The sequence below is a fragment of the Vibrio sp. SG41-7 genome, from assembly GCF_014164465.1.
Taxonomy (GTDB): domain Bacteria; phylum Pseudomonadota; class Gammaproteobacteria; order Enterobacterales; family Vibrionaceae; genus Vibrio; species Vibrio splendidus.
In genome coordinates this window covers 59,916-77,427 of the sequence record NZ_JACJFF010000002.1, presented here as the reverse complement: position 1 = coordinate 77,427, position 17,512 = coordinate 59,916, and the positions used below count along the sequence as shown (strand labels likewise).

The following is a 17,512-nucleotide window of genomic DNA, read 5'->3' as shown; positions in this document are numbered from 1 at the left end:
CTAACGACCATTTAGAACACCATTTGTTTGATGTGCTTGGAACTTTTCTTTCTAATTGCTGATGGATTAAGCAGACAGCAGCCCATTAGCCAGCAATTTCCGGAGGTTAACGACACTGTATCTGGAAAATAGATACAAAAAAACCAGGCCAATGGCCTGGTTTTTGAAATCTTATATTGTTGTAAACAACAATTACGCTAGAACCATACCCGGTTCTGCGAAAGCAACTGGAGAGCCAGCTTCTTCTTCGAATGTTGCCCACTCCCAAGCTTCTGCGTCAGCAAGAACTGCACGTAAAAGTTGGTTATTTAGGCCGTGACCTGATTTGTATGCACGGAACTCACCAATAATAGCGTGTCCACACATGTAAAGGTCACCAATCGCATCCAATACTTTATGAGTTACAAACTCATTGTCGAAACGAAGGCCTTCTTCATTAAGAATTCGGTATTCGTCCAGTACGATAGCATTATCAAAGCTACCGCCAAGTACTAGGTTTTGAGACTGAAGGTACTCAATATCGCGCATGAAACCGAAAGTACGAGCGCGAGAAATCTGCTTCACAAAACCTTGTGATGAGAAATCAAACAACAAACGTTGCTCATCGGATTCAATTGCAGGGTGGTTAAAGTCGATCTCAAAGTCCATACGGAAGCCGTTAAATGGAACAAACTCTGCCCACTTATCGCCATCTTCAAAACGGATAGGCTTTTTGATTCGAATAAAACGTTTCGCTGCATTCAGTGTTTCTACACCCGCTTGCTGTAGCAAGTATACGAATGGGCTTGCGCTACCATCCATAATTGGAATTTCTGGAGCATCGACTTCAACAATAATGTTGTCGATACCCATTCCAGCTAGAGCTGCGTTAAGGTGTTCCACTGTAGAGATACGTATGCCTTCGTCATTAACAAGAGCAGTACATAACATAGTGTCACGAACTGATGCTGGATCAGCTGGGAAATCTACAGGTGGATTGACATCTGTACGACGATAAACAATACCTGTATTTGCAGCTGCCGGGCGAAGAGTAAGTGTGACTTTACGACCAGAGTGGAGACCCACACCAGTTGTTTTCACAATTTCTTTCAGAGTACGTTGTCTGATCATCTGCTTGCCTCGTTATCAGTGCTACAAATCACGGTCAGTATTTACCAACCGCGAATTTTACCATTAATTCGACGATAGTCAAATTTTGGGTATTTGTTAATCAGCCTGACGTCGTAAAAATGCTGGAATATCTAAATATCCGCTCTCTTTCTCAGCTTTAGGTGCTGCACTCTGGCTAGCGCCTGTACCCGAAGAAACAGGTGACGTTGTTGGCTGTGGTTTAACTTGAGGTTTTACCTCAGTTTTTTCCTGCAATGGTTGTGCCACTTTCTCTTCCACTTTTGCTGCTGTTTGAACAGCAACTTGAGGTTGAGGCGTTGACGCTACTTTTGCTTTACCACCAGCAACTAGAGTAATGTCTGGTTTTTTCTCTGTGCCGATACCTGTTGCAACAACAGTTACACGGATTTCATCCGTCATATCAGGGTCTAGAGAGGTACCAATAACAACCGTTGCGTTATCAGAAGCGAATGCCTTAACTGTATTACCCACAGTTTCAAATTCATCTAAACGCATATCTAGGCCTGCAGTGATGTTCACAAGAACGCCACGCGCGCCAGCTAGGTCGATGTCTTCTAGTAATGGGCTAGAAATTGCCGTTTCAGCAGCTTCTTCAGCACGGTCTTCACCTTTTGCGATACCGCTACCCATCATTGCATGACCCATTTCCGACATCACAGTGCGAACATCCGCGAAATCGACGTTAATCATACCAGGGCGAGTAATTAGCTCAGCGATACCTTGTACAGCGTTTTTAAGTACATCATTTGCACTTGCGAAAGCTTCTAGCAGTGTTACGCCACGGCCAAGTACTTTAAGTAGCTTTTCATTTGGAATCGTAATTAAAGAATCCACATGTTTAGAAAGCTCTTCGATACCTTGCTCAGCAAACGCTAAACGCTTTTTGCCTTCAAAGCTAAATGGCTTAGTTACAACAGCAACCGTTAGCACACCCAGCTCTTTCGCAACTTCAGCAATAACTGGAGCAGCACCTGTACCTGTACCACCGCCCATACCAGCTGCGATAAATACCATATCGGCGCCAGTTAGAACTTCTTTAATTCTTTCTCGATCTTCGAGAGCTGCATCACGGCCTACTTGTGGATTTGCACCAGCGCCCAAACCTTTAGTGATATCACCACCAATTTGGATCACGCTGCTCACGCTCGTTTTACGAAGGGCTTGTGCATCAGTATTAACACTGATGAACTCTACGCCTTCGATCGATTCACGTACCATGTGCTCAACAGCATTACCGCCACCGCCACCAACTCCAACGACTTTAATTACTGCATCGTCAGACATTTCCATCATCGGTTCAAACATGTGTTATCTCCGTTTTTTCCTGCAACTCAGGTTAAAACTCTTTTTGTATCCAATTACGCAATTTACCAAACAAGCCTGACATAGAAGGTGCTGAACGCTTAGGTTCGCTGTAATCACCCTCATCACTTATCTGACAATCTCTTGCGTAATGAAGTAAACCAACCGCCGTAGAATGATACGGCTCTTTAACATAGTCAGTTAAGCCACTAACTTCTAACGGCTTACCAACTCGAACTTGATTGCGGAAAACACGTTCCGCACACTCTACCAATCCGTCAATTTGTGCCGCTCCACCAGTGAGAACGACGCCAGCTGCAAGGTGGTGTTTAATACCTTCATCTCGTAGCTGTAATTGAACCGTATCAATAGTTTGGTTAACGAGACCCATAAGTTCAGTGTAACGTGGTTCAATTACTTCCGACAAAGTTTGTCTTTGCAAACTTCTCGATGGACGGCCACCTACACTAGGGACGTTAACAGAATCATCCTTGCTTACGAGTTCACTCAGAGCGCAACCGTGGTTTACTTTTATCTCTTCAGCATCGCTCACTGGCGTGCCGAAAGCGAAAGCAATATCACTGGTTACTGCATTTCCTGCGTAGGAAAAGACTTCTGTGTGTCGCAATGCGCCGCCAGTCCAAATGGAAATATCCATCGTACCAGCACCAATATCAACAACACATACTCCAAGCTCTCTCTCGTCGTCAGTAATTACCGCATTGCTTGAGGCAAGTCCTGAAAACACGATTTGTTCTACAGTGAGACCACATCGTTCAACAGCTTTAATAATGTTTCTCGCCATGTCGCTGTGGCAAGAAATTAGATGAACACTGACTTCCATTCGAACACCAGATAAACCAAGTGGATTCTTGATCCCCTCTTGATAATCGATGGTAAATTCTTGTGGAATCACGTGCAGAATTCTCTGCTCATCACCTATTTTAATTGATTTCGCGGTATGGATCGCTCGATCCATATCGTCTTGAGACACCTCTTCATCAGAAATAGTGCCCATGCCTTTTTCAATTCGGCTTGCGATATGTTTGCCCGATAGCGAGATAAACACATTGCTGATTTGGCATTCCGCCATCAACTCTGCTTGATCAATGGCTCGCTGAACTGACTTCACTACCGACTCTAGGTCGTTTACACCACCTTTATCCATACCTCTGGATGGGCTTTGCCCTGAACCAATGATATTGATTTGACCATCAGGCAATATTTCACCAACTAGAGCTGATATGGTCGCAGTGCCTATATCAAGACCAACGATTATGTTGTCATCTGCGGTCTTAGTCATCTGTGCTCTCTTCTAACTCTTGCTCTGGAAACCAGCCTACAGCGGCTCCCGTATCATACCTGAGGTCGATGTAGCTCACTTGATTCGCTTTACTACCAAGTTCGTTGTAAAGCGAAATGAAGCGTTCAACACGCTCATCTAAAGAATCTTTACCTAGTTCTAAACGGATACCGTTATCTAGGATTATTTGCCAAGCGCGACGCTCATTGAGAACGAGCGAGGTAACGGTTAACCCTAGATTGTTAATCAAAGGAGTTATTTGTCGCCACTTTTCTATCACTTTTTGGCTGGTGCCGTCTGGGCCGTAAAGCTTGACTCTATCGCCCTTCAAAAGACCGATATCACCATTAAACACCTGACCATTATCATTCAACAGCATGTTACCGTTCCAGATTGCTGCTGCATGATACTCAGTCAAAAATACTTTTATTGTGTCTGGCCACTGCTTACGAATGGACACCACTGAAACCCAAGGTAACGCTTCTAAACTGTCTTGCAACACACCGATGTCTTGCGACATGAACGTTCCAATATGCTCTAGCTCGCCAAAGGCATGTTGAACATCACCAGCAGTTACGTAAGTTAAGTCGCCTTGAAGTACTATTTTGGAGAGAGGCAATCGCTGATCGTCCCACATCCAAGTCAGTGTGGTATAGAAAAGAAATCCAATGAATAGCAGTACCATGACAAAAAAAGACCCGCCTACAGCGTGTTTCTTTAGCGATGGTAAACTGAATAGGTGGCGGTTTTCGCTAAAAGTACTTTCTACCAAAGCCCGCATTCCCTGTCGTTGGTTCGCAATTCTATTCCCTATCTTCGTAATAGAGGTAAAAGCACTTACTTTAACCTATGAATTATACTGAGCAAAATCAAACTATCAAACGTTGATAATAAGATTTTTGGTCAATTTTAGGTCAATCGCAAGAAGTGAGCGATCAACCACAGTCTGTATACAGTATTCTGTTACGCGTTTTGCATCTTATTAATGTCTAATTGTAGCGATTCAAGTTGCTTCGCTACACGACCAACATCACCAGCACCCTGTGTTAAAACAAGGTCTCCGCCTTGAATAACGTTGGCTAAAACCGACGGCAGCGTGTTGATATCAGCAACAAAGATGGGATCAATCTTACCACGCCCACGAATAGTTCGACTTAACGAGCGTCCGTCAGCCCCTGCAATAGGTTTCTCACCTGCAGAATAAACATCTAACAGAATAAGCACATCAACCTGCTCAAGAACGTTCGCGAAGTCATCATACAGATCGCGAGTGCGGCTATAACGGTGCGGTTGGAAGATCATCACAAGACGTTTATCAGTCCAACCACTTCGTGCAGCTTGAATGGTGACATCAACTTCGGTTGGGTGATGGCCGTAATCATCGACCAGCATTGCAACACCCTTACCCGTTTCATATTCACCAAGGTGATCGAAACGACGGCCAGTGCCTTCCGTTCCTGCCATCGCTTTTAGAATCGCTTCATCGCTGATGTCATCTTCCGTCGCAACCGCAATCGCCGCTGATGCGTTCAGTGCGTTATGGCGACCGGGAATGTTCAACGTAATATCGAGATTGGCTTTACCTTTGCGAACAACCGTAAACTTGCCTTGCTGACCTTGTTGTACATAGTTTTCAATGCGGATATCAGCGTCTTCTGAGAAGCCGTAGGTAATCACTTGGCGGCTCACCTGAGGAATAAGCTCACGTACTACCGGATCATCCACACACATCACAGCCTGACCGTAGAATGGCAGATTGTGTAAGAAATCAATAAACGTCTGCTTTAGCGTTTCAAAATCGCCGCCGTAGGTATCCATATGATCCGCTTCAATGTTAGTCACAATACTAACCATTGGTTGCAGGTGTAAGAATGACGCGTCACTTTCATCGGCTTCAGCGATAAGAATACGACTCGAACCTAGGCGAGCATTGGTGCCCACACTTTTTACCAAACCACCGTTTACGAAAGTTGGATCTAAACCCGCTTCCGAATATATTTGTGTCACTAGCGCGGTCGTAGTGGTTTTACCGTGCGTACCTGCCACAGCAATGCCATGACGAAAACGCATCAGCTCAGCCAGCATTTCTGCACGACGAACGATAGGTATACGCGCTTCACGAGCAGCAATAATCTCTGGGTTTTCTTCGTTGATAGCGGTTGAAACCACCACCACACTTGCATCAGCAACGTTACTTGCTTGGTGGCCGATGTAAACGGTAGCACCCTTGCTAACTAAACGATCGGTCACTGGGTTTTGAGCAATATCAGAACCCGTGATCTGGTAGCCTTCATTAAGCAAGACTTCAGCAATCCCGCTCATTCCTGCGCCACCAATACCGATGAAGTGGATAGATTTAACACGGCGCATCTCTGGCACCATTGCACGGATTTGCGCTAAGTCTTGGGTATGTTCAATCGTCATCAATTCAATCTCATTATTTTGCTAAAGCTTTAATCGCTTCAGCGACGGTCACATCAGCATCAAGCTTGGCTGCTTGACGAGCTTTTGTTGCCATCATTTTTAATTCATTTCTATCAAGCTGAGCAATCGTGTTCGCTAGCTTATCAGCCGTCAATTGAGGCTGTTCAATCATTAACGCTGCGCCACATTCAACTAGGTGATCGGCATTCAACGCTTGCTGTCTGTCTTTATGCATAAACGGAACGAAGATAGAACCCACACCGGCTGCAGACACTTCTGATACGGTTAATGCACCTGAGCGACACACTAATAGATCTGCCCACTCATAAGCTTGCGCCACATCATCAATAAATTCAGTCACTTGAACATTATCTACAGAATGTGATTTGTATTGTTCAATCACTTGCTGTTGATTGTTTTTACCGGCTTGGTGCATCACAGTAAAACCAGCGCCTAACTGAGCCAATGTTACAGGCAGAGTATCGTTAAGAATTTTAGCACCTTGGCTGCCACCCATAACTAGGATACGAATATCACCGTCACGCTCTGCCATGCGTTGCTGGGGTTCAGCTAAGCCAACAACATCTTCACGTACTGGGTTCCCCACAACTTCTGCGGCAGGGAAAGCACCAGGAAAGGCTTGGAATACCTTTTTCGCAATTTTAGATAGCCATTGGTTGGTTAAACCCGCCACGGCATTTTGTTCATGAAGAACCACGGGAATACCGGATAGCCATGCCGCAATGCCACCGGGGCCACTCACGTAACCACCCATTCCAAGCACCACATCTGGTTGCCATGCTTTGATGTGCTGTCTTGCTTGAAGTATGGCATTAATAATCTGGAATGGCGCTTTAATTAGCTTGCTAATGCCTTGACCACGCAGGCCTTTCACCTTAATGAAGTCGATCTCAATACCATGCTTTGGCACTAAATCCGCTTCCATTCTGTCTGCGGTTCCTAACCAGCGAATTTCCCAACCTTGTTGCTGAAGCTTTTTCGCCACCGCTAACCCTGGGAAAACGTGACCGCCAGTTCCACCAGCCATCACTAAAAGTTTTTTGTTTTGTTTCATCACGTTAGATTCTTATTCTACTAATTCGTTTTGATTGTCGGCTTGTTCTTTTTGTTGTATTCGGCATTCGTGATCGATACGCAGCAGCATAGAAACCGCTACTGACATCACGATAAGGCTTGAACCACCGTAACTGATAAGCGGCAGGGTTAGACCTTTGGTCGGAACAATACCCGATGCAGCACCTACGTTAACAAGCGTCTGAAAAGCAAACCAAATACCAATACCAAAGGCAAGATAACCACTGAATAACTGGTCGCTCTCGAAGGCTTTTTTGCCAATTAAAATGGCTTTAAGCACCAAACTAAAAATAAGGATCAGCACTAAGGTCACGCCAACAAAACCCAACTCTTCAGCCAATACCGCAAACACAAAATCGGTATGTGCTTCTGGTAAATATTCTAACTTCTGAACCGAGTTTCCAAGGCCTTGCCCCATCCAATCACCACGACCAAATGCCATTAGCGATTGAGTTAACTGGTAGCCACTGCCAAACGGGTCATTCCACGGTTCCCAAAATGAGGTAACACGTCGAACACGATAAGGTTCTATAACAATCAAGCCAACGACCGCAGCAATACCCGCCACCATCAAGGCAATAAACTGTGAAAGCTTGGCTCCTGCGATAAATAACATTCCGAACAAGGTCACCAGCATTACAACTACTGTACCTAAATCGGGCTGGCCAAGTAGTAACACAGCAAAAGCACCGAATACCATGATCGGTTTACCAAAGCCACCGAAGAAGGTTTTTCTCACTTCGTCTTGTTTACGAACTAAATAACCCGCCATAAAGACAAACAGCGACAACTTAGCGACTTCAGCGGGTTGTAAGTTAAATAATCCAAGAGGGATCCAGCGCGATGCACCGTTAACCGACTTACCGACAGCCAATACCACAACCAACAAAAAGAAGGATAAACCCAATAAGTACATACTGTATTGAAACCAACGTTTCATTGGAATTTGCAATATGACGCTGGATACGATTAACGCCAACACAAGGAAAATGGCATGGCGGAACATAAAGTGAAACGGCTGATCAGTTAAACGTGCACTGATTGGGAACGAAGCAGACGTTACCATCACCAATCCGGTCAGCATCAGTCCAAGAGCAATCCATACCAACTGACGATCGTAGAGCGCCTCTGGAGTGGCACGGTTTAGCCATTGCCAAATGGATTGATTAATCTCTTTCACTCTTTGCACTGAATGTTAGTCCTTCAACACGTTAGGCATACTCATGGGCAAGGTCAGTGAACGCATCACCTCTCGCCATGAAGTTATTAAATTGATCGAAGCTCGCACACGCTGGAGACAACATCACCATATCACCGGCAACTAACTGCTTCGAGACACTCTCGATAATGTCACGCATGGTATCAAACGTCTTAGCCGATGGATGCAATGGCATAAATTGCGCGGCATCTTCACCGAAGCAACACAATTGAACACGCTCTAGCTGTGACAACACAGGTTCAAGCTCACTAAAATCAGCGCCCTTACCTACACCACCAACCAGAAGATACAAGGTGCCTTGATATTCTAAGCCCGACAGAGCCGCTAATGTACTGGCTACGTTGGTTGCTTTCGAGTCGTTAACCCACTTAATAGAACGCTTATCAGCCACCACTTGGCAACGATGCGTTAAACCGTTGTAGGCCTTCAGAGCTTCAAGGCTTTTGCTGTAATCAATACCGACTTGTTTAAGCAGTGCGAGCGAGACTAGCGCATTTGCCACATTGTGACGTCCAACCAATGTTAAATCTTGAGTAGGAAGTACTGGCTTGCTGTTATCCACCAGCCATTCAGTACCATCAATCGTCGCCACACCAAACTCTTGGTCGTCGAGTCCGAATGTCACTAATGGCATACTGTGGTCAGGATAAGTCTCTTTGTCTTCGCGGTTTACAATCGCGTACTGAGCGTTGTTAAAAATTCTTAATTTGGCGTCACGGTAATCGGCCATGCCTTGATAGCGATCCATATGATCTTCTGACAAGTTCAAAAAGGCCGCCGCTGCAAGGTTTAGACTGGATGTTGTCTCTAGCTGAAAGCTTGAAAGCTCAAGGACATATAAATCAGCATCAAGCTCAAGAAGGTCTAAGGCAGGAATACCGATGTTGCCACCAACACCAACGTTAAGACCAGCAGCCTGTGCAAGTACACCCGTTAGATCGGTCACTGTGCTCTTGCCATTGGAACCTGTGATAGCCACAACAGGTTTGTCTACCGCCCAGCCAAACAGTTCAATATCGCCAACAACCGGAGTTCCCGCTTGAATAACATCTTGTATTTCAAGCGTCGCTAAGGCGATACCTGGGTTAGCAATCACCAAATCAGCTTCCGCTAACCATTGACTATTCCAACTTCCAGAATGCAGTTCTACCGATTCAGGTAAAGATTCCTTTCCTGGTGGTAGCTCTCGAGTATCAATCACCTTCACATGAGTATGAGGCTGATATTTTACGAGATGTTTAACGACAGAGAGCCCGGTAATACCGAGCCCCACAACCACTACATTTTGAATATTTTGCCAACGTTCCATTTAAACGAGATGCTCTTAATAGTTTTAAAAAGCCTCTAATCAGAGGCTCACATAAGATTAACGAACTTTCAGTGTCGCTAGGCCAACCAGTACTAATACCATTGAGATGATCCAAAAGCGCACGATTACGCGCGGCTCTGGCCAACCTTTCAGTTCATAGTGGTGGTGAATCGGAGCCATGCGGAAAATACGCTGACCACGTAATTTGTAAGAGCCCACCTGCAGAATAACTGACAAGGTCTCCATTACAAACACACCGCCCATGATAACCAGTACCAACTCTTGGCGAACTAACACCGCGATCACACCCAGTGCACCACCAAGCGCTAGTGAGCCAACATCGCCCATGAATACTTGCGCTGGGTAAGTGTTGAACCATAGGAAGCCAAGTCCGGCACCGACGATAGCAGTACATACCACAACCAGTTCAGAGGTGTATGGAATGTATGGAATGTGTAGATATGCTGCAAAGTTAACGTTACCTGTTGCCCAAGCAATCACAGCAAAACCAGCAGCAACCATAACCGTTGGCATAATGGCCAAGCCGTCTAGGCCGTCTGTTAGGTTCACCGCGTTACTGGTACCCACAATAACAAAATAAGTCAGTACGATGTACAATAAACCTAATTGTGGCATCACATCTTTAAAGAAAGGAACCACCAATTGAGTTGCTGCAGTATCGTGCCCGTGAGCATACAGAGCAAATGCCACAACCAATGCAATAGCCGATTGCCAGAAGTACTTCCAGCGAGCAATCAAGCCATCGGTGTTCTTACGAACCACTTTACGGTAGTCATCAACAAAACCGACCGCGCCATAACCAGCAAGTACAACTAATACAGCCCAAACATAAGGATTGGAAAGATCAGCCCACATCAATACCGTAATAATGATCGCAGCTAGGATCATCACGCCACCCATGGTTGGTGTACCACGTTTGCTAAAGTGAGATTCAGGGCCGTCATTACGAACAACTTGGCCAATTTGTAGCATTTGCAGACGCTCAATTAAACGAGGTCCCATCCACAGCGACAGACATAAAGCCGTCAAAATACTCGCGATTGCACGAAACGATAGGTATTCGAACAAACGGAAAAAAGAAAGGTGTGGCTGTAGTAGCTCTGCAAGCCAAATTATCATGAAAAGTTCTCCTTTAAAGCAGCGGCTATTTTACTCATTCCTGCACTATTCGCGCCTTTTACCAACAAGGTATGTGACGCGTTTTCTGGCAAGCGTAAGTGCTGCTCTATGTGCGCGATCATCGCTTGATGCGTTGCAAAGTGGGTACCGTTACAGACCTCACTAATCACCTTGGTATCATCACCGTAAGTGAGTACATGCTCAAAAGCGAATGGGGCAGCATATTCACCGACTTGACGGTGAAGTGCAAGACTTTCGTCGCCTAATTCAGCCATATTGCCTAAAATCAACCAACGTTGACCTTTGAAGCTCGACAGCAGTTTGGCTGCCGCCTTCATCGCGGGTACGCTGGCGTTATAACTGTCATCTATCAGCTTGATATTCTGACTTAATTGTTGAACCTCAACTCGTCCTTTAACCGAGATAAGATTCGCTAAACCACTTTTTATTTCATCAAGCGTTGCGCCAAATTGAATGCTCAACGCTGCAGCCGCCAACGCGTTCGCCACGTTATGCTGACCAATAATACCAAGTTCAACAGCCGTAGCACCTTGTGGTGTTTGCATATCAAAGCAAGCTTCGCCTTGGTCGTTGATTTCGATATTTTCAGCAAAATAATCGGCTTCACGACTACCTTCAGAAAATGTCAGCACCGCTTTATCCGCAAGTACTTCATTCCAAAAATCACCACCGTTGCTCTCTAAATTAACAATAGCAGTATCACCAGCAGCAAGCCCCTGAAAAATTTCACCTTTCGCTTGTTTCACACCATCAATCGAACCAAAGCCTTCTAAATGAGCCGCGGCTACATTATTAACTAAGGCAACTTGTGGCTTCACTAGCTGAGTGGTGTAGGCAATTTCACCAATATGGTTAGCGCCTAATTCGATCACAGCATAGTCATCACTTGATTCACTGCGTAACAAGGTCAAAGGCACACCAATATCATTATTGAAGTTACCCGCCGTAAACAGCACCTTGCCACGCTGCTGTAAAATGCTCGCCACCATCTCTTTAACGGTCGTTTTGCCACAGCTGCCTGTAATCGCCATCGTTGGCACGTCACATTGTTTGTGAATCCAAGCACTTAGTTCACCTAAAGCAAGTTTAGTGTCTTCGACAACAACTTGAGTAATATTTAGGTCAAGTTTTCGTTCGACTAACAACGCGCTCGCGTTTGCTTCAACGGCTTGATGGCAAAAGTCATGCGCGTCGAAACGCTCTCCAACGATAGCGACAAACAAGGCGCCTTCTTCAACGGTACGAGTATCCGTTGAAACTGCATTGATTACGTTATTGTTCGAGTTGCCCGCTTTAATCAGCTCACCACTGACCACGGAGCAGATTTGCTCAAGTGATACATCAATCATTATGAAATACCTAAAAGTTGAAGCGCAGACTCTCGGTCTGAGTAATGTACCGTTTTGTCTTTCAATACTTGATAATCCTCATGGCCTTTACCAGCCAGAAGAATAATGTCATCGCTGCCTGCCTGCTCAAGCGCAAACTTAACGGCTTGATAGCGATCGTGTTCGACAAACGCAGCTTTAGGTTTACTTAAGCCAGCCAGCATGTCTTTGACAATCAGTGCCGGTTCTTCGCTGCGAGGGTTATCATCTGAAATAATGATTTTATCGGAGAACTGCTCTGCGGTCGCAGCCATCATTGGGCGCTTACCAGTGTCGCGATCTCCACCACAACCAAAGATTGCCCACAGTTTACCGGAGCAATGCACGCGCAGTGCTGCCAATGCTTTCTCTAGCGCATCGGGTGTATGAGCGTAATCGACAACCACCTTGGCTTTGCTCGGAACTTGGAAAAGCTCCATACGGCCAATCACAGGTTGAAGCTGAGGCGCAGTGTCGACCAAGGTTTGCTTTTCGATACCCAAAGAAAGCAAAGTCGCAAAAGCAACCAATACATTTGATGCGTTGAACTGACCAATTAAAGGAACAGACAGTTGCCCCTGCCCCCAGTTACCATCGAAAGAGAGCTGAATACCGGTTTCTGCATAAGCGACATCAGATGCCCATACCGATTGTTGATAGCCCGTTAACGGTGATAGTGAAACTGCAATGGCATTGGATAAATCTGACATCCAAGCTTTACCCACTTCGTCATCCACATTAATGACTGCGTGCTTGCATTTGTGTTGAGTAAACAGGCTCTTCTTAGCCAATGCGTACTCTTCCATCGTGCCGTGGTAATCAAGATGATCACGACTCAAGTTAGTAAATACACCTACCTCAAAGTCCAAAGCCTTTACTCGACCTTGCACCAAACCGTGAGAAGAGATTTCCATTGCCGTGTAGATAGCTTTTTCTGCAGCTAACTCACTCAGTGTGCGCTGTATTTCGATGGCACTGCCTGTGGTGTTCGCTGCGGTTTTTAGATTGTCTAAGAAACCATTACCTGTCGTGCCCATTACTGCTGAGCGTTGACCGACGAGATCAAGCCATTGAGCAATCAGCTGGGTGATGGTGGTTTTGCCATTGGTGCCGGTAACACCAATCAACTTAGTCGCTTGAGACGAGTAAACACGACCAGCTAACTCAGATAGCACCAAGTTAAGGTTGTTAATGTAAATAACAGGGACAGTATCCAACCATTCAATCAGACCATGAGGCTTTTCAGCATCGGCCTGTGCAATAACAGCATCAGTTCCCAGTGCGACCGCTTTGTCGATAAAACGACGGCCATCAACAGCATGTCCGACTACGGCAACAAAAATATCACCTTCCTTGATGGCTCGGCTATCTAGCTCCAATTGCTCAACAGCAATCGACTCCAGTTCAGGTGAACTAAAGTCTCCCCAAGGAGAAAGTAAAGATGACAGCGTGAGGCTATTACTCATATTGAATCCTGATTAACTCTATTCTTGAAACTTATTTTCATCAGCAGGGACGTTCATTATTTGCAGTGCGCCCTTCATGATTTCAGAAAAGACGGGGGCTGCGACTGAACCACCATAGTAAAGGTCGCCTTGAGGCTCATTGACCACAACAACCAATGCCACTCTTGGATCACTAACTGGAGCAAAGCCTGCGGTAACCGCGATGTATTCATCACTGTAGCCGCCAGCTTCAGCCTTACGAGAGGTACCCGTTTTGGCTGCAACGCGGTAACCCGGAACGGCAGCTCTTGTCGCCGTACCACCTTTTTGAGTCACCCCTTCTAGCATATTCAAAACCAGTTCAGCGTTCTCGCGCTTGATGATTTGCTTAGAAAAATCTTGGTCGTTACTCTTAATAATATGAATCGGCTCATACAAACCTTTGTTAGCTAACGTCGCATAGGCATGTGCCAACTGCATCGGCGTAACAGACAAGCCATAACCGAACGCTAAGGTGGCAATTTCAAACTTTGACCAACGACGGCGATTCGGGAAAATACCGCTCGTTTCACCAACCAAATTCAGCCCAGACATCTCGCCTAGACCAACCGAACTGTACATCCCAAGCAAGGCTTCAAGTGGCATGTTAAGCGCCAATTTAGCAACACCGATGTTACTCGATTTCTTGAGGATCAGCGCTAAGTCAGCCTTACCCACTTTAGAAGAGTCTCGTACGCGACTACCACCGATCTGCATAATGCCATTGCCAGTATCAATCACTATATCTGGGTCTGCAGTGCCGTTCTCCAGCGCCGCCAAAACCACAAAAGGTTTCACGGTCGAGCCAGGTTCCATTGCATCGGTGAGCACGCGGTTACGCATTTTGAAGCTTTGTAAGTCAGCGCGGTTGTTCGGATTATAAGAAGGGGCATTAACCATGGCTAACACGGCACCCGTTTTCACATCGAGTAGTACAGCAGAGCCTGAAGTCGCCTTGTGATCGGCTACGGCTTGCTTAATAGCGCGATAAGCAATGGCTTGTAATCGTTGATCGATCGTTAATTCGAGTGGTTTGCCTTCTTCACGATCTTCTAAAGCAATGTTTTCAACAACGCGTCCATAGCGATCTTTACGAATCGTTCGCTTACCCGCCTCGCCCGTGAGCCATTTGTCATAGCTGCGTTCAACGCCTTCCAAACCGTGCCCATCAATGCCAGTAACACCGATAAGGTGTGCACTGACTTCGCCTGCTGGGTAGTAACGTCGAGATTCCGCTTTCAGGCCAACACCCACCAGCTTTAGTTCACGAATATACTTAGCCATCGCTGGGCTAACTTGTCTTTGTAGGTAAACAAATCGGCGGGATTTGTTGCTAGAGATCTTGTCGATCATCGATTGTCGTTCTAAGCCAAGTACATCAGCTAACGCATACCAACGATCAATCTGGGCCATGCCATTTTTATCGAAAATCGTTTTCGGGTCGGCCCATACCGCCTCAACTGGAACACTCACAGCAAGCGGTTCGCCATTGCGGTCTGAGATAATGCCACGGGCGGAAGGAATAGCCTTAACACGTACCGAGCGAAGATCGCCCTGACGGATTAAGTTATCTGGTTCAATAATTTGGATGTAAGCCACACGACCAATGAGTGCAGCAAAGGCAAGAAACACGAAAGCAATAACGACGTTGAAACGCCATTTAATAAGAATTGGATCCGAATCCTTTTCGCTCTTCACTCGCTCTTTCGTTGATTTCTTAACGGGTTTGGCGGGTGCTTTTTCCTTTTTACCGGTCATTTCAGTGTGATCACAACTTCTTTGTCAGAGTCTGGACGTTTCATGTCTAGCTCTCGTTTTGCCGATGCTTGAACGCGGCTATGTTCAGCCAAAGCCGTCTCTTCAAGCATTAAATTTCGCCACTCATCATCAAGCTGTTCTCGTTCCACTAATGCCATGTCTTTCTTCGTGATCGCCTGACGTGAATTATGTGTCGTAAGAACGACCCCCATCGCACTCGCAAAGATACAGATAAGAAGTACCAATGGAACCTTGCCCACGGAGATCAAATCAAAAAATATTATCTTGGCTAAGTTAGGCTTGGAGGTCTTCATTGACTATAGCTTTTCTGCGATTCGTAGTACTGAGCTACGTGAACGAGTATTCTCATCCACTTCATCTTTAGAAGGCTTGATCGCTTTACCAATTGGTTTTAGATCGGCACTGCCTAAAGCTTTAATTTGATCTTCTGTTAGCGGTAAACCGTGAGGAACTTGTGGCCCTTGGCTCTCTTTACGGATAAAGCGCTTCACCATGCGGTCTTCAAGCGAGTGGAAGCTGATAACAGAAATACGACCTTGAGGAGCAAGAATGCTTGCTGCGCCTTTCAGTGCGGTATCGATCTCTTCAAGTTCGCTGTTGATGTAGATACGGAATGCTTGGAAAGCACGTGTCGCTGGGTGCTTTTTCTCTTTGAAGCTCTTTGGAGCGACGTCAGAGATAAGCTTAGCCAGTTGACCAGTACGCGTTAGCGGTTCGTTCTCTTCATTCTCTTGATAAGCGATGATGCCTTTCGCGATACGACGAGCGTGTTTGTCTTCACCGAACTCACGAATAACCCATGTAATGTCATCAAGATCCGCTTCAACTAACCACTGAGAGACAGGAACACCTGTTGTTGGGTCCATGCGCATATCCAGCGGACCATCTTTCATAAAGCTAAAGCCACGTTCAGCATCATCCAACTGTGGTGAAGAAACACCTAAATCCAGCAATACGCCATCCACTTGACCGACTAAGTCATAACGCTCTGCATATTCAGCCATACCCGAAAATGGACCATGGATAATCGTAAAACGAGGATCATCAATCTTCTGAGCTTCAGCAATCGCTTGTGGATCACGGTCGATACTAAAGAGTCGTCCATTCTCGCCCAGTTTAGACAGGATTGTACGGCTGTGACCACCACGGCCAAAAGTACCATCAATGTAGGTACCGTCAGGTTTGATCGCAAGTCCGTCAATAGATTCGTTAAGCAATACTGAAATATGTTTGAATGCTTCTGTCATAGTCTTCTCAGTGAGTGGATTGAGCCATTAGTTCGGCAATAATTTGTTCTATTAACGTTTTAGTGTACTGATTTCACGCCGTATCTCCACCATATTGTGTATAGGCTTTGGGAATTTTTGACCCAAGCTCATATCAGGGTGAAGGATTCTAAGGAAATCTAAATCATTTACGTCAATATAAAGCAAAAAACCCATCACTACCGTTAAGTAATGATGGGTTCTTTATATAGGTGGAGTTGACACATACGCCGGGTTCTGTTCCGCTTGCGCGGCGGTAACCATTCGTCTAGGCCTGCAATCGCTCACAGGCTCAAGCAATCTACCCGCCCCCATACGCGAGCAGCGCAATGCGAGGGCCTATTTGATCTTGCTCCGGGTGGAGTTTACCTTGCTACGAACTGTTGCCAGTCGCACGGTGCGCTCTTACCGCACCCTTTCAGCCTTACCTGTGCCTCTTCCGAAGAAATGAGGCCATCGGCGGTCTTCTCTCTGCTGCACTTGTCGTGGGCTCGCGCCCCCCAGACGTTATCTGGCACCCTGCTCTATGGAGCCCGGACGTTCCTCCCCTCTACCAGTCTCCCGAAGGACTTCAACGTCAGTTTCCCGAAGGACCTCAACGTCAGTCTCCCGAAGGACATCAGCAAAGCAGCGATTACCCGTTCAACTCCGAGGGCGGATTGTATAGAGATTA

General features: G+C 46.0%; 14 protein-coding genes and 1 other RNA gene. All 15 read right to left on the bottom strand.

Going from position 1 to position 17,512, the window contains the following annotated elements:
- Positions 1-192: 192 nt before the first annotated feature.
- The gene (gene lpxC, locus H5300_RS00985; protein ID WP_017080243.1) at positions 193-1,110 is read right to left on the bottom strand and encodes a UDP-3-O-acyl-N-acetylglucosamine deacetylase; all 918 of its coding nucleotides are present in this window, start codon (positions 1,108-1,110) and stop codon (positions 193-195) included.
- A gap of 96 nt (positions 1,111-1,206) precedes the next feature.
- Positions 1,207-2,436 (bottom strand): cell division protein FtsZ, encoded by a 1,230-nt coding sequence (ftsZ, locus tag H5300_RS00980; protein WP_061024523.1) that lies wholly within the window; start codon positions 2,434-2,436, stop codon positions 1,207-1,209.
- Between the two features lie 31 nt (positions 2,437-2,467).
- Complete coding sequence (ftsA, locus tag H5300_RS00975) at positions 2,468-3,736, bottom strand: cell division protein FtsA (RefSeq protein WP_004729844.1); 1,269 nt, start codon at positions 3,734-3,736, stop codon at positions 2,468-2,470.
- The gene (locus H5300_RS00970; RefSeq protein WP_004729846.1) at positions 3,729-4,421 is read right to left on the bottom strand and encodes a cell division protein FtsQ/DivIB; all 693 of its coding nucleotides are present in this window, start codon (positions 4,419-4,421) and stop codon (positions 3,729-3,731) included. Before H5300_RS00970 ends, ftsA begins: the two co-directional genes overlap by 8 nt.
- Positions 4,422-4,699: 278 nt before the next feature.
- On the bottom strand, positions 4,700-6,160 hold the full coding sequence (gene murC, locus H5300_RS00965) for a UDP-N-acetylmuramate--L-alanine ligase (protein WP_182795261.1): 1,461 nt from the start codon (positions 6,158-6,160) through the stop codon (positions 4,700-4,702).
- Between the two features lie 13 nt (positions 6,161-6,173).
- Positions 6,174-7,235 carry an undecaprenyldiphospho-muramoylpentapeptide beta-N-acetylglucosaminyltransferase gene (gene murG, locus H5300_RS00960; protein WP_004735988.1) on the bottom strand — a complete coding sequence of 354 codons (1,062 nt, stop codon included), beginning with the start codon at positions 7,233-7,235 and terminating at the stop codon, positions 6,174-6,176.
- A gap of 12 nt (positions 7,236-7,247) precedes the next feature.
- Complete coding sequence (gene ftsW / locus H5300_RS00955) at positions 7,248-8,444, bottom strand: cell division protein FtsW (protein WP_182795260.1); 1,197 nt, start codon at positions 8,442-8,444, stop codon at positions 7,248-7,250.
- Positions 8,445-8,466: 22 nt separating this feature from the next.
- Entirely contained in the window at positions 8,467-9,783 is a 1,317-nt protein-coding gene (gene murD, locus H5300_RS00950; RefSeq protein WP_182795259.1) for a UDP-N-acetylmuramoyl-L-alanine--D-glutamate ligase, read from the bottom strand.
- 57 nt (positions 9,784-9,840) lie between these two features.
- On the bottom strand, positions 9,841-10,923 hold the full coding sequence (mraY, locus tag H5300_RS00945) for a phospho-N-acetylmuramoyl-pentapeptide-transferase (protein WP_004735991.1): 1,083 nt from the start codon (positions 10,921-10,923) through the stop codon (positions 9,841-9,843).
- Positions 10,920-12,293: a UDP-N-acetylmuramoyl-tripeptide--D-alanyl-D-alanine ligase gene (gene murF / locus H5300_RS00940; protein WP_102453228.1), complete on the bottom strand. Its 1,374-nt coding sequence runs from the start codon at positions 12,291-12,293 to the stop codon at positions 10,920-10,922. The genes mraY and murF overlap by 4 nt, the downstream gene beginning before the upstream one ends.
- Complete coding sequence (gene murE, locus H5300_RS00935; RefSeq protein WP_182795258.1) at positions 12,293-13,777, bottom strand: UDP-N-acetylmuramoyl-L-alanyl-D-glutamate--2,6-diaminopimelate ligase; 1,485 nt, start codon at positions 13,775-13,777, stop codon at positions 12,293-12,295. Before murE ends, murF begins: the two co-directional genes overlap by 1 nt.
- 18 nt (positions 13,778-13,795) lie before the next feature.
- Positions 13,796-15,553 (bottom strand): penicillin-binding transpeptidase domain-containing protein, encoded by a 1,758-nt coding sequence (locus H5300_RS00930; RefSeq protein WP_182795257.1) that lies wholly within the window; start codon positions 15,551-15,553, stop codon positions 13,796-13,798.
- A complete protein-coding gene (ftsL, locus tag H5300_RS00925; protein WP_004735995.1) occupies positions 15,550-15,867 on the bottom strand; it encodes a cell division protein FtsL in 318 nt (105 codons plus the stop codon). Before ftsL ends, H5300_RS00930 begins: the two co-directional genes overlap by 4 nt.
- Positions 15,868-15,870: 3 nt before the next feature.
- On the bottom strand, positions 15,871-16,821 hold the full coding sequence (gene rsmH / locus H5300_RS00920; RefSeq protein ID WP_004735996.1) for a 16S rRNA (cytosine(1402)-N(4))-methyltransferase RsmH: 951 nt from the start codon (positions 16,819-16,821) through the stop codon (positions 15,871-15,873).
- Between the two features lie 228 nt (positions 16,822-17,049).
- Positions 17,050-17,489, bottom strand: an RNA gene (gene rnpB / locus H5300_RS00915) — RNase P RNA component class A.
- Between the last annotated feature and the right edge of the window lie 23 nt (positions 17,490-17,512).

Coding starts and splice junctions, on each gene's coding strand:
- lpxC (WP_017080243.1), bottom strand. CDS start 1,110: ATGATCAGACAACGTACTCTGAAAGAAATTGTGAAAACAACTGGTGTG.
- ftsZ (WP_061024523.1), bottom strand. CDS start 2,436: ATGTTTGAACCGATGATGGAAATGTCTGACGATGCAGTAATTAAAGTC.
- ftsA (WP_004729844.1), bottom strand. CDS start 3,736: ATGACTAAGACCGCAGATGACAACATAATCGTTGGTCTTGATATAGGC.
- H5300_RS00970 (WP_004729846.1), bottom strand. CDS start 4,421: ATGGTACTGCTATTCATTGGATTTCTTTTCTATACCACACTGACTTGG.
- murC (WP_182795261.1), bottom strand. CDS start 6,160: ATGACGATTGAACATACCCAAGACTTAGCGCAAATCCGTGCAATGGTG.
- murG (WP_004735988.1), bottom strand. CDS start 7,235: ATGAAACAAAACAAAAAACTTTTAGTGATGGCTGGTGGAACTGGCGGT.
- murD (WP_182795259.1), bottom strand. CDS start 9,783: ATGGAACGTTGGCAAAATATTCAAAATGTAGTGGTTGTGGGGCTCGGT.
- mraY (WP_004735991.1), bottom strand. CDS start 10,923: ATGATAATTTGGCTTGCAGAGCTACTACAGCCACACCTTTCTTTTTTC.
- murF (WP_102453228.1), bottom strand. CDS start 12,293: ATGATTGATGTATCACTTGAGCAAATCTGCTCCGTGGTCAGTGGTGAG.
- murE (WP_182795258.1), bottom strand. CDS start 13,777: ATGAGTAATAGCCTCACGCTGTCATCTTTACTTTCTCCTTGGGGAGAC.
- H5300_RS00930 (WP_182795257.1), bottom strand. CDS start 15,553: ATGACCGGTAAAAAGGAAAAAGCACCCGCCAAACCCGTTAAGAAATCA.
- ftsL (WP_004735995.1), bottom strand. CDS start 15,867: ATGAAGACCTCCAAGCCTAACTTAGCCAAGATAATATTTTTTGATTTG.
- rsmH (WP_004735996.1), bottom strand. CDS start 16,821: ATGACAGAAGCATTCAAACATATTTCAGTATTGCTTAACGAATCTATT.